General features: G+C 37.9%; 7 protein-coding genes. 6 read left to right on the top strand and 1 reads right to left on the bottom strand.

Annotated features, from left to right (window positions below; translation table 11 throughout):
* Window positions 1-111: 111 nt before the first annotated feature.
* Entirely contained in the window at window positions 112-723 is a 612-nt protein-coding gene (locus MM214_RS03495) for a DUF6992 family protein (RefSeq protein WP_241292059.1), read from the top strand.
* Window positions 724-1032: 309 nt separating this feature from the next.
* On the opposite strand, the gene ald is transcribed toward MM214_RS03495, so the two are convergent.
* Complete coding sequence (ald, locus tag MM214_RS03500; RefSeq protein WP_241292061.1) at window positions 1033-2151, bottom strand: alanine dehydrogenase; 1119 nt, start codon at window positions 2149-2151, stop codon at window positions 1033-1035.
* Window positions 2152-2593: 442 nt separating this feature from the next.
* Here ald and MM214_RS03505 point away from each other — a divergent pair, with 442 nt between their 5' ends.
* From MM214_RS03505 to MM214_RS03525, 5 genes are all read left to right on the top strand, one after another.
* A complete protein-coding gene (locus tag MM214_RS03505; RefSeq protein ID WP_241292063.1) occupies window positions 2594-5008 on the top strand; it encodes an alpha-ketoacid dehydrogenase subunit alpha/beta in 2415 nt (804 codons plus the stop codon).
* 277 nt (window positions 5009-5285) lie between these two features.
* A complete protein-coding gene (locus tag MM214_RS03510) occupies window positions 5286-7214 on the top strand; it encodes a DUF3857 domain-containing protein (RefSeq protein WP_241292065.1) in 1929 nt (642 codons plus the stop codon).
* A 1-nt stretch (window position 7215) separates the two neighbouring features.
* Window positions 7216-9138 (top strand): DUF3857 domain-containing protein, encoded by a 1923-nt coding sequence (locus MM214_RS03515; RefSeq protein ID WP_241292067.1) that lies wholly within the window; start codon window positions 7216-7218, stop codon window positions 9136-9138.
* A gap of 115 nt (window positions 9139-9253) precedes the next feature.
* A complete protein-coding gene (gene purL, locus MM214_RS03520) occupies window positions 9254-12937 on the top strand; it encodes a phosphoribosylformylglycinamidine synthase (protein WP_241292069.1) in 3684 nt (1227 codons plus the stop codon).
* 218 nt (window positions 12938-13155) lie between these two features.
* Window positions 13156-14139, top strand: coding sequence for a GSCFA domain-containing protein (locus tag MM214_RS03525; RefSeq protein ID WP_241292071.1), 984 nt, complete (start codon window positions 13156-13158; stop codon window positions 14137-14139).
* The last annotated feature ends 204 nt before the right edge of the window (window positions 14140-14343 follow it).

Below are 14343 nucleotides of genomic sequence, written 5' to 3' on the forward strand. Positions count from 1 at the left end.
CAGTTTTATAATGATCATTTCTAACGCATTTCCAACGATGTGATTGATATTCAGGGACAATGCATGTCGATCATTTTTTTTCCAATTAATAATTATAAAAACGATAGCTATATGAAAATCAAAAAAATTAACATGCTACATCTTATAGTGATGGCATTTTTGGTATTATTTAGTTGCCAGGTGATTGCACAGAATGATCAGCCAGAGCGACTGAGAGAGTTTAATGTAAAACGCATTGACTACAATAAATCTGGGATGTTGATCTTAGGCTCATGGGCTGTAGGAAATATGATGCTAGGTGGAGTGATGGCTAATAGAACGTCTGGTCAAACGAAAGCATTTCATCAGATGAATATATATTGGAATACAGTGAATCTCGCTATAGCAGGATTTGGGTATTATTCAGCAATGAAAGAAATTCCTAGCCCAGACTTTTGGGAAACATTAGATGCTCAACATGGTATCGAAAAGATATTGATCGTCAATGCAGCGTTGGACATTGCATATATGGCAGGAGGGTTTTACCTCAATGAGCGAGGTCTAAGAGTAGGAAGTGAACAGTTGCAGGGATTTGGTAAGTCAGTGATTCTTCAGGGAGCTTTTTTAATGAGTTTTGATGCTATCAAGTATGTTTTTCACGTTTCTCACGGAAAAGAATTGCCTGAAATCATGCAACATATCGGTTTTACCCCAAATGGCCTTGGTCTCGTGATGAATTTCTAAAACTCAAAGACATTATTTTGGATTGGTAACTACATGCTTTATGAATTTTAGAAGTTAAAAAGTTTTGAATCTTCAAAAATTGGAAAAAAATTAGGTTCAAAGTAGAGAACTTTGAACCTAATTTAGAAAATTTTAATCTTAAACTTCTTTGCCGTCATTATCAATTCATGAGTTGACGCCGTTGCTATTGAAGGATCTAGCCCGCCGTCATGGGGCGGCTATTGATCAACTTCAAAAATAAGTTAAATTGATATTCTCCAAAATTACTGGCAAAGTTCCATATTTAGATATGGAATATTAGTGTATAGATTAGTCTACCAGGTATTTTTCAACAGGAACATAATCCAAATTGAAGGCATCAGCTACAGCTTTATAGACAATATCACCATGAATTACATTCAGTCCAGGAATCAACTCGACATTTTCTTGTGCGGCTTTTTTCCAACCTTTGTCAGCCAATTGGATAGCATAAGGTAGTGTTGCGTTTGTCAATGCCAAAGTAGAAGTGTAAGGTACAGCACCCGGCATGTTTGCCACGCAATAATGTACTACATCATCGATCACATATGTTGGGTTTTCGTGAGTTGTAGGTTTACAAGTCTCAATGCAACCTCCTTGATCCACTGCTACGTCCACAAGCACTGCTCCCTTTTTCATATCGGCAAGCATGTCTCTAGTGATCAAGTGCGGAGCTTTAGCTCCTGGGATCAGAACAGCACCCACTACCAGGTCTGCGTCTTTGATCATCTCCCTTACATTGTATTCATTAGACATCATAGTCTTGACATTGGCAGGCATCACATCTGCAAGGTATCTCATTCTTGGAAGAGATACATCCATTATAGTGACATCTGCACCTAATCCAGCAGCCATCCATGCAGCTTGAGTACCAACTATACCACCTCCCAAGATCAAAACTTTCGCAGGGAGAGTTCCAGGGACTCCACCAAGCAATATACCTCTGCCTCCTAAAGGCTTTTCAAGATAATTAGCTCCTTTTTGGATAGCCATTCTTCCTGCTACTTCTGACATAGGCACCAAAAGCGGAAGGCTTCTGTCTGCCTTTTCCACCGTTTCATAAGCTAGGCAGATTGATTTGCTAGCTACCATTGCTTTGGTCAGTGGCTCATAAGATGCAAAGTGAAAATAAGTGAACAAAAGTTGATTTTCTTTGATCAATTTATATTCAGACTCGATTGGCTCTTTTACTTTCATGATCATTTCAGCAATGGCATATACATCCTCTATAGTAGGGAGTATGGCTGCTCCAGCTTCTGTGTACTGATCATCAGAGAACCCACTACCTTCTCCAGCTGTGTGCTGCACAAAAACTGAATGGCCTCTTTTTACTAATTCTTTGGCTCCAGCCGGGGTCAATGCAACCCTGTTTTCATTGTTTTTAATCTCCTTTGGAACACCTATTATCATGTCGTCTAAATTTGGGTTAGTATAACGGCGGCAAATATAATAATGTATAAGCATTCTATTTGAAAAATCCATATACTTTTTTGAATCAATATAGAATTAGATTTTAAATTGGAATATAATTTCATGTATTTTATTTTTTCTTAATAAAATTTTAAATTTGTAATTTTAATGATTGAAAATTTTGATCCGAGAAGCATAAAATATAGTCCTTTTAAAAGTATTGGTAAATTGTGTAATCTCCAATTGAAAATAAAGACTTTGTCATTAAAATAGGAATAATATTTTGTTAAATTGATTTTTTGTTAAAATTGTCAAAATAATTTTCTGAAAAATTTAAAATTTATACTGTTGAGTAGTTTGTAGAAAAGACAAAATTCTTTATTTTTGAAATAGTTGCAATAAATATATAATTACCCAAAATAGCTTTAGTTAACATGAAATTATGGCAGAAGTCGAGACAACATCATTCAAAAGAATAAAAAAGCCTGTGGATAAGAAGCAGCTTATAAAGGAATATCGTTTGGCACAGGAAAGCAGACATGCTTCTCTTATGGGGAGAAAGGAAGTCTTTATGGGTAAAGCGAAGTTTGGTATTTTTGGTGATGGCAAGGAGCTTGCTCAACTAGCGATGGCTAGGTATTTCCAGAAAGGGGATTTCAGAGCAGGATATTATAGAGATCAGACATTTATGTTTGCTACTGGTAACCTGACCTTACAAGAATATTTTGCGCAGTTGTATGCCCATACGGATGTAAATGCTGACCCAGCCTCTGCGGGAAGACTGATGAATGGGCATTTTGCCACAAGGTCACTCAATGATGATGGTTCGTGGAGAAATTTGATGGAGATAAAGAACTCATCAGCTGATATATCCCCGACGGCAGCGCAAATGCCAAAGCTTTTGGGGCTAGCTTATGCTTCCAAGCTGTTTAGAGAGAATCAGGCTCTCCATAGCTTTACAGATTTTACTCACAAAGGGAATGAGGTGGCATGGGGTACAATTGGAAACGCTTCAACCTCTGAGGGTATGTTTTTTGAGACAATCAATGCCGCTGGTGTACTTCAAGTACCGATGGTAGTATCTATATGGGATGACGGATACGGTATATCTGTACCCAATGAATATCATACTACCAAAGGTAGTATTTCAGAGGTTTTGAGAGGGTTTCAGAGAAATGATGACCAAAAAGGCTATGAGATCTTCGTGGTGAAAGGTTGGGATTTTGAAGCACTCGATAGGGCTTTTGAAAATGCATCTCGTATAGCTCGGGAAGAACATGTGCCAGTGCTTATCCATGTGACAGAAATGACTCAGCCACAAGGACATTCTACCTCTGGTTCACATGAAAGGTATAAATCTCCAGAAAGACTTCAATGGGAAAAAGAACATGATTGTCTTACTAAATTCAAAGAGTACCTTATAGATAACAAAGTAGCCAGTAATGAAGAACTAGATCTAATAGAGCAAGAGGCTAAGCAGTATGTCAAAGAGCAAAAAGATATAGCTTGGAAAGCTTTCTCTGGGACGATTAAATCAGAATTGGAAGAGGCTGTTACTCTTTTGAAAGGTGTCTCAGGAAATAGTTCTGATCCATCAGGAATCAACCAGTTAGCACAAGAACTTGAGAAAACCTTAAATCCAATAAGAAAAGATGTCATTTCAACTGTAAGAAGAGCGTTGTGGATTTTAAGAAATGACAAGGATTCAATTAAGCAAGAATTGAAGAATTGGTATCATGCTCAAAAAGACCTTAATGAAGACCGATACAATAGTCATCTGTATAGTCAGTCTGATAGTGGGGTAGAGCGTATTTCCCCAGTGGAAGCTACTTACGAAGAAGATTCTCCTCTAGTAGACGGAAGAGAAGTTCTTCAGGCTTGTTTTGATGATATACTTTCGAGAGATCCGAGGTTTTTTGCATTTGGTGAAGATGTAGGAAAGATAGGGGATGTTAATCAGGCATTTGCAGGATTACAAGCCAAGCATGGAGAATGGAGAGTAACAGACACTTCTATCAGAGAATGCACGATCATTGGTCAAGGACTTGGGGCAGCATTGCGAGGGTTGAGACCGATGGCTGAGATACAATACCTAGACTATATATATTACGCATTGATGACTTTGGCTGATGATGTAGCTTGTCTGCAATACAGAACCAAAGGCGGTCAAAAAGCCCCGCTCATCGTCCGTACAAGAGGACATAGATTGGAAGGTGTATGGCATGCTGGATCTCCTGTGGGGATGTTGCTTCATTCTTTGAGAGGAATGGTGATCTGCGTACCTCGTAATATGACCCAGGCTGCTGGTATGTACAATACTTTGATGGAAGCAGATGAGCCAGCCTTGGTGATAGAATGCTTGAATGGATATAGGCTGAAAGAAAAGATGCCATCGAATATTGGAAAAATGAAAGTTGCCATGGGAATGCCAGAGGTTCTTAGGTCTGGTGAGGATATTACCGTAGTGACGTATGGATCTATGTGCAGAGTCGTAATGGATGCAGCGGATGAACTTTCTTTGATGGGAATTGATCTGGAGGTGATTGATGCTCAGACCCTATTACCATTCGATACGACTGGAGTCATAGGGGAATCGGTGAAGAAAACAAACAGGGTGCTCTTCGCTGACGAGGACGTTCCCGGTGGAGGTACAGCTTATATGATGCAGCAAGCTATACAGCATCAAGGTATCTACTATCACTTGGATGCTGAGCCGGCTACGATTGCGGCAAAAGCACATAGGCCAGCTTACTCTTCAGATGGGGATTATTTTTCTAAGCCATCAGTCGAGGATGTGGTAGAGAAAGTTTACGCAATCATGCATGAGTCTAATCCTCAAAAGTTTCCTGCAATTTAATAGTTACCTTTTTCTTTTTTAAAAAAAAACCAGTCTGTAAAGGGCTGGTTTTTTTACTTTTAGGTATTTGAAAAATATTTTTTTATTAGTAACTATTCACCTATTTGAAATGTGATTTTAAGTATCTACATTTCAAGAAAAAAAAGGTTAGTTTATGGGTAGAATTTTTACTTTTTCAATTCTTGTTGGACTTTTTCACATCATTAGTACCTCTAGTGTTCATTCGCAACAGTTAGGGAGTTTAAAATTTGGTAAAATACCAAATGAATTTGTTCAGATGAAAGAATTTTTGGCAGATCCAGAAGCTGACGCAGTTATTATATCTCACGTAGGTGAAGCAAAGTTTAGTTTTACTACAGCAGCTGGTTTTGTGATTAATTACAAGATACATAAAATTGTAAAAGTCATCAACTCAGAGGGGACGAGTTATGCAGATTTTACCATTCCATTTTATAATATTCAAGGTAGAACAGATAAGGTTTTTAATATCAAAGGGAATGTTTATAATGTGGGAGATGATGGTAGAATTATCCAAGATAAACTGACGAAAGATAATATTTTTGAAGAAAAAGTAAGCGCAACTTACAATTTGATGAAGGTATCAATGCCAAAAGTGAAACCTGGGTCAGTAATAGAAATATCTTATGAAATCAATTCGGATCTGTTTAATTATCTTAGAGAATGGGAATTCCAATCAGAAATCCCCACCATCTGGAGTGAGTATAAGCTAGAGCATCCAGAGTATTTTTCGTATTCACAAATCAATCAAGGTAGTTTGAATTATGATATTAGCAAAAAGACAACTTCAGCTGGTAGGATCAACTGGATGCAATCTGACGTGGTTCATGGTAGGTATGTGACTTCTAATCAATCTAGTATGCAATCAGTAGATTTTGAAAATCAGAATTACCATTGGGCCGTATCTAATGTGCCTGCACTACGGGAAGAACCTTTTGTAGATAATCCTAAAAGTTACATCTCCAAAGTTGAATTTCAATTGAAGTGGATCCAATTTCCAAATAGTACCAGACAAAATGTAGCTCCTAGTTGGGAGAAAATGTCTGAAGAACTGATTGCGGATGAAGATTTTGGTAAGGTGTTGAATAAAACAAAGTTTGTAAAAGCGGTTGTACCTTCAATTGTAAAAGCAGATGACACAGAAGAAGAAAAGATTAATGCAATTTTGAACCATGTGAGTTCTAAAGTGAGCTGGAATGGTAAGAGAGGGATTTACCCTACAAAAAGTTTAGAAAAAGCTTATCAAGAAGGAAATGGGTCTGTTTCTGAAATCAACTTTATTTTGATAGCATTTCTTCGAGAAGCAGGCTTCAATGCTGACCCCATAGTGAGCAGTACAAGAGATATTGGCTTTATAAATCCAATTAATCCGCTGATGTATAAGCTTAACTATTTGAGTGCTGCTGTTCTTCATAATGGTAAAGAGTTGGTGTTAGATGCCTCTGATAATATGCTGCCTTTTGGTGTATCTCCTAGACACTCAATGAATCACAAAGGTTGGGTGGTAAGTAATCAAAATTCTCATTGGATAGATTTTCAAAGTAGGATACCGATGACCGAGGCTGCACTCATTCAGGTGTCTTTATCTGATTCTGATATTAATGTAGATGTAAATAAAAGGATCACTGGTTTTAAAGCAGGCAATTTAAAAAGAAGACTTAAACAAGAAGGATTAGAAAAGTTCAAAGAAGATTTTGCAAATAATTTGAAAGATTGGAAGGTCATAGAATCCAGTTTTGAAAACGCTGATGTGAGAGAAATGCCTTTCGTTGAAAAATATAAAATGGTAAGTCAACAGGGTATAGATATCTCGGGCGATTTTATCTATTTGGATATATTCGAGAAATTTTTTCATGCAGATAATCCCTTCAAAGATGAAAAAAGGCTTTTGCCTATTGACTACATTTATACTAGAAAGGATAACTTGACTCTTATTATTGATATACCAGAAGGATATGAGATTGAATCATTGCCTCAGTCTATTGTCTCAAACTTTGAAGATAAGAATCTTTCTTTTTCCTATATGTCTGCTATAAGTGGTGCTGATAAAATTCAAATCAATTGCTCTATGCTGGTTAATCAAACTTTTTACACTTCAGATAAGTATGAAAAGATGAAGGATTTTTTCTCTATCATGGAAGCAAAAAGGAAAGAGGTAATTGTTTTAAAAAGAAAGGTTACCGAGTAATATGAAGCAATTATCACTATTCTTATGTTTGTTTTGTTTTCTGATGCCGAACATTCTGAAAGCCCAAGAATATGCTGTAGCTAAATTAGATCCAAAATTGGTAGAAAAGGCTTCTGCAGTGATCAGACTTTCGGAAGAGTCAAATGTTGTGGATGAAAATGGTAAGATTACAAGAAGTGTAAAAATTGCATATACAATTTTTAAGGCTGAAGCAAATGATTTGGCAGAGACACAGGTGAACTATAGTAAATCTATTCAATTCAAAAACCTGCAAGCAAACGTGTATGACGCAGCTGGTAAGTTAATATTGAAGTCTAAAAAATCAGATATCAAAGATTATAGTAATTTCAGTTCTTTCTCTATCTATGAAGATAATAGGCAGAAAGTTCTTGATATGAAACAATACAAATATCCTTATACTGTAGAGTTTCTATATGAGGTGCAATATCCAAACTTGTACTATATTTCTTCTTGGTATCCACAGCCTTACTCAGCACTTCCAGTGGAATCAGCATCAGTTACCTATGATCTTCCCAAAGATAAGCGTATTCGGTTTTATTCAGAATCATCATTAATTGATGCAAACCAAAAACCGACAGTAGTAAGTAACAGGCAAAGGTTAATCTGGAGTTTAGAGAATTTACAAGCCATTGAATCAGAAAAGCTGATGCCAAGAACAGGAAATTATACACCTGTGCTTTATGCGGCTCCATCTGAGTTTGATTATGATGGGTATAAGGGTGACCTGAGTACTTGGGATTCATATGGGAGTTGGATAGGTCAACTGAACAAAGGGAAGGATGTTTTGAATGCAACCACAAAGGCTAAAGTGAAGGATTTGACGGAAGGACTTAATACTGATTTTGAGAAAATAAAGGCATTATATCAGTACATGCAAAACCATACAAGGTACGTTAGCATTCAGCTTGGTATTGGTGGACTGAGGCCATTTGAAGCTTCTACAGTCGAGAAGCTGTCATATGGAGACTGTAAAGCACTCTCAAATTATATGGGGGCATTACTCAAGGAGGCAGGGATAAATAGCCACTACGCACTCATCCACGGAGGTGATCGAAAAAGACCTACATTTGATCAGTTTCCTATGCATTACTTCAACCATGTTATCCTAGCTGTTCCATTAGAGAAAGATACTTTATGGCTAGAATGCACTAGCCAAACCAATCCAATAGGGTACTTAGGGAGGTTTACCGCTGATCGTCAAGCATTGCTGATCAATGATCATGGGGGACGTCTTGTTAAAACTCCAAGATATTCTAGTTTTGAAAACACCCAATTATTGAAAGCTGAAATCGAGATCAATGAAAATGGTACAGCTGACCTAGCCATCAATATGATTAACAGGGGCCTTCAGAGTGAGAATTTTGGACTGCAAAATTTGTATAGGCAAACTGATGAGCAAAGGAAAAAATGGTTTAATCAAAACTTCACACTTTCAGTATTGCAATTCGAGTCAATAGAGTCAGCACTCAAAAATGAAGGATTTCTAACTGAAGTCGAAACAAATGCCAAGGTTAAATTGAAAAATTTCACTAGCCTCTCTGGCAACAGAATATTTCTTTCTTTAAATACTTTGAATCCATTTACCTCTGGCCTTTCATCACTAAAAGGTGAAAGAAAGTACGATTTTGAAAGTAATATGGGTTTTTTGGATAATGATCAATTTGAGTATAAAATTCCAGCAGGATTTGTAGTGGAAAAATTGCCAGAATCAATATCTATTGAAAATCAGTTCGGAACTTATAAGGTAGATTTCAAAAATATAGATGGGATATTTACTTACATAAGGAGTTTTCAATTATACGATGGTGTGTTTCCAGCTGATGTGTACGAAAACTATGTTCAATTTTTAGATCAAGTAGAGAAAGCAGATAAAGTTAGGGTTGTCTTAGTCAGACAATCCTAGTTTTTATCAGTCAAGACTTGCTTTAAAATGATTTAGATCGTGATTTCTGTTTTCTGGTTTACAGCAATTGTTTACCTTTGCTACTTCTTCAAAAAAGACATCCAAAACAAAGGACATGATTCTCTTTTTCCAATCACAAAATTCAGCAATATACGCTGTACAATCAAAATTTCCATTAGCACAAAATGATATTGATAAGCTTGTTTGGCTTTTTGGCGAAGCAGAGCAGCTCCAAGTAGATTCAGTATCAGGGAAGTATGCAGGTCCAAGAAAAGAGATGATTACACCTTGGTCTACCAATGCTGTTGAAATTACGCTCAATATGGGGATTGAAGGAATCGTCAGGATTGAAGAATATCACTCCTTGCAAGATGAGTCTGCTATAGATCCGATGCTACAGCATGTATATCACGATCTTGGCCAGGATATATTTGAGATCCAAGTACAGCCTGCGACCGTCAAAGAGATAAATGATATCAAGTCTTACAATGATCAAGAGGGGTTGGCATTAAGTCAAGAGGAAGTAGATTATCTAGAAAATGTAGCAATGCAACTAGGAAGATCACTTACTGACTCAGAGGTGTTTGGCTTTAGCCAAGTCAATTCGGAACATTGTCGACACAAGATTTTTAATGGGACATTCATCATAGATGGTGAAGAAAAAGAAAAGTCACTTTTTCAATTGATTAAAGAAACTTCCAAAAGACATCCAAATCGGATAGTATCTGCTTACAAAGATAATGTGGCCTTTGTCACTGGTCCAAAAGCGCAACAATTTGCTCCTAAAACACAAGACAAGCCAGATTTTTTTGAGCCTGAGACTATTGACACGGTGATTTCCCTCAAAGCAGAAACCCATAATTTCCCTACTACAGTAGAGCCATTCAATGGAGCTGCAACGGGTGCTGGCGGAGAGATCAGAGATAGGATGGCTGGTGGTACTGCTTCTATACCTCTAGCTGGTACCGCAGTATACATGACATCATATTCACGAGCTGGAGAAGGTAGGTCATGGGAAAAAAATCTCAACGAAAGACCATGGTTGTATCAAACACCTATGGATATATTGATCAAAGCTTCAAATGGAGCTAGTGATTTCGGGAATAAATTTGGCCAACCTTTGATTTCTGGATCTGTGCTCACTTTTGAGCACGAGGAAGAAGGAAAGGCACACGGCTTTGATAAAGTTATCATGCTGGCTGGTGGTGTGGGCTTTACACGTAGTGAATATAGTAAAAAGCAAGAACCATCCAAAGGTGACCAAGTGATCATCATGGGTGGTGATAATTATAGAATTGGAATGGGGGGATCGGCAGTGTCGTCTGTAGCTACGGGTGAGTTTTCAAACGCTATAGAATTGAATGCGATTCAAAGGTCTAATCCTGAAATGCAGAAGCGTGTTTCAAACGTAATAAGAGCAATGGCTGAGTCAAATGACAACCCGATCATTTCTATTCATGATCATGGTGCAGGTGGTCACCTCAACTGTCTCTCAGAATTGGTGGAAACTACTGGAGGTACTATTCACATAGATAAGCTTCCTGTGGGGGATCCTACACTATCGGCTAAAGAGATCATTGGAAATGAATCCCAAGAGCGAATGGGATTAGTAGTAGGAGAAAAAAACCTTAGCCTACTACAAAAGATTTCTGAAAGGGAAAGAGCTCCTTTCTATGTCGTAGGAGAAACTACAGGTGACATGCATTTCAAGTTTGAAAATCTGCAGACTGGTGAGAAGCCAGTGGATTGGAATTTGTCATACATGTTTGGAAGTTCGCCAAAGACCATATTAGAAGATGATAGGTTTACAGCGACATTTTCAGAACCTGACTATGATATAGCTCATATCAAGTCTTATATCACCGAAGTGCTACAGCTTGAGGCAGTTGCATGTAAAGATTGGTTGACCAACAAAGTCGATAGGTCAGTGACAGGTAGAGTTGCAAAGCAGCAGACAGTGGGAGAGATACAGGTACCATTGAATAATGTGGCTGTGATGGCTATAGATTTTACAGGACAAAAAGGAATTGCCACTTCCATAGGGCATGCTCCAGTAGCAGCTTTGGCTAACCCAGAGGCGGGTTCTAGACTAGCGATCGCTGAAGCTTTGACAAATTTGGTCTGGGCACCGATAGAAGCGGGACTTGCAGGGATATCTCTAAGTGCTAATTGGATGTGGCCTGCAAAAAATAAAGGTGAAAACGACAGGCTTTATCGTGCAGTAGAAGCTGTCAGCGAATTCGCAATAGACCTTGGTGTCAATATACCTACAGGCAAAGATTCTTTGTCTATGACTCAAAAATACCCTGATGGGAAGGTGGTCTATTCTCCAGGTACAGTTATTATCTCTTCTATTGGAGAGTGTTCAGATATCAACAAAGTAGTGTCGCCTGACATAAGAGCTATAGAAGGTAGCAAGATATTTTATATAGATTTTTCTAAAGATGATCCCAAACTTGGTGGCTCTAGCTTCTATCAAGTGCTAAACAAAGTAGGAACTGATGTTCCTGATATCAAAGATTATCAATACTTTGGAAAAGCATTTATGACTATTCAGAAATTGGTAGAAAAAGGTGAAATCTTAGCCGGACATGATATTTCTTCTGGAGGCCTAATTTCTGCTTTGCTTGAAATGACATTCCCGTCCTCTAAGGTAGGTCTTGCAGTGAAAGTTGATAGATTGCAAAGCAGTGATAAGTTGAAAGCATTATTTGCAGAAAATCCTGGCGTGTTGATTCAAGTGGCCAATCCTGAGCGAGCTAGAGCTGTTTTGGCCAATCACGATATAGATTATGTTTCTATCGCCACTGTGACTACGGATGGTAAGATGGATCTTAATGGTCTAGGATTGACATTGGATGTTGCTCAAATGAGAGATACTTGGTACAAGTCCTCCTATCTTCTGGACAGAAAGCAATCTGGGGAAAAACTTGCTTCGGAACGTTTTGAAAACTACAAAAACCAGCCCTTGACTTATAATTTTCATGATAATTGGAAAGGCACTTTTGATAGTTTTGCCTTGAACCCTTACCGTAAAGATAAGTCTGGGAAAGTGGCTGCCATAATCAGAGAAAAAGGAGTGAATGGAGACAGAGAGATGGCTTATTCCTTGTGGTTGGCTGGATTTGATGTGAAGGATGTCCATATGACCGACCTGATCTCAGGTAGAGAAACATTAGAAGATGTGAACATGATAGTTTTTGTAGGTGGATTTTCTAATTCCGATGTACTTGGCTCTGCCAAAGGTTGGGCAGGTGCATTTCTTTACAATGAAAAAGCAAAGCTGGCATTGGATAGATTCTATGCAAGAAAAGATACCTTAAGTCTTGGGGTATGTAATGGCTGCCAACTGATGATAGCTTTGGGATTGGTGACACCTGATCATGATGTCAAGCCACAAATGCTTCACAATGAATCTCACAAGTTTGAATCAGCTTTTGTAAGCGTAAACATACCAGAAAATAACACAGTTATGTTTCAAAGCCTTGCAGGCCAGAAACTTGGTGTGTGGGTAGCCCATGGTGAAGGTAAGTTCTCATTACCGAAAGAAAAATCGGAATACCATATAGGAATGACGTATGCATACGAAAGCTATCCAGGGAATCCTAATGGTTCTGATTATTCAGTAGCAGGAATTGCGTCGATTGACGGTAGACATCTTGCTATCATGCCACATATCGAAAGATCATTGAAGCCATGGAATTGGCCTCATTACCCTGCTGAAAATGCACAAGATGAAATCACACCTTGGGTAGAGGCTTTTGTTAATGCCTTTAAGTGGGTGGAAAAAAATAGTTGAATTTAGGATTCTCGTTGACTGCAAAGTGTATGGCATCAACTATTTCTGGATCTTAAATATTTGCAATCCAAGGTCTGTGGAAACACAGGCCTTTTTTAATTCTCAAAAGGTCATTTTATGTGCCCATGAGTCTTCTTTCCATTTTTCCAAAACTTACCATTTCAAACTCTCCTTTAATCAAACCTTCTATTTCAAATATTTCTATTTAATTTTAGGTCATGCAATGGACAACAACTTTTGATATTCCCGAAGCTCAAGCGAAGATCGATCATCACGCTCATATTTATACAGTTGGGTCTTGTTTTTCCACCATGATAGGAGAAAAACTTGCAGATAGAAAGTTTGATGTAGTCAATAATCCTTTTGGAACTTTGTTTAACCCACTTTCTATATCAAAAGTGCTAGAAGATTCTATTTTGGAATTGGAAATCGACGAAGACATGATTCTTTCTCGTGATGGTTTGTATTTGCATTATGGCATGCATTCAGATGTGTCAGCATACAGCAAGGATTCTCTTAAGAGACTGATTCACAAGAAGCACGTCCAAACCAAAAATCAACTAGAAAATGCTAGTCATTTGATGATCACCTTTGGGACAGCTTGGGTATATGAATTGGTGGAAGAAAAGCAACTTGTGGCAAATTGTCACAAGCAACCTGGCCATTTTTTCAAAAAACGACTGATAAATCTGGAGGAAATTCACAAAATTTACATAGGACTCATTCAGCTTTTAAAGGAATGTAATCCTCATATCCATGTGGTTTTGACAGTAAGTCCTGTGAGACACGTGAAAGATGGAATTATTTCTGACCAACTAAGCAAAAGTCTGTTGCGACTAGCTTGTCACCAGATAGCAGATTCTTTTGATTTTGTACATTATTTCCCCAGTTATGAAATCATGATGGATGAGTTGAGGGATTACAGATTTTATAAAGCTGACAAAATTCATCCAAGCGAAGAGGCAGAAGATTATATTTGGCACAGATTCAAGCAATCATGGATAGCTCCAGTCGCTTACCCAATGATGCAGGAGATCGAGCAAATCAAAAAAGAGCTGGCACATCGCCCTTTCAACCCAGAAAGTCCCTCTCATCAAAAATTCCTAGAAACTTTGAGCAAAAAAATAGAGCGATTAAGTCAGTTGTTCGACTTTTCTAAAGAAATGGATCAATTGAGAAAGCATGTAGACTTTAGAAAATGAGTAATCAAAGTCCTATTTCTTCATAGCCCATATCTGAGTTGTGTTAAGGCTTGCGCTATTGAAGATTCTTAGCTATGTTCTGCAAGTCAAAAAATAAGGTTGCATTGTTCTTTTGGATAAAATGTTTAATTCCAAAAGTTCCTCGCCACTCTTTGTTTATATTTGTCAGAAGAGTTGGTAAAAGCTCATGATTGGACAAAGAAT

The sequence above is a fragment of the Belliella kenyensis genome, from assembly GCF_022549675.1.
In the GTDB taxonomy this organism is placed as follows: Bacteria; Bacteroidota; Bacteroidia; order Cytophagales; family Cyclobacteriaceae; genus Belliella; species Belliella kenyensis.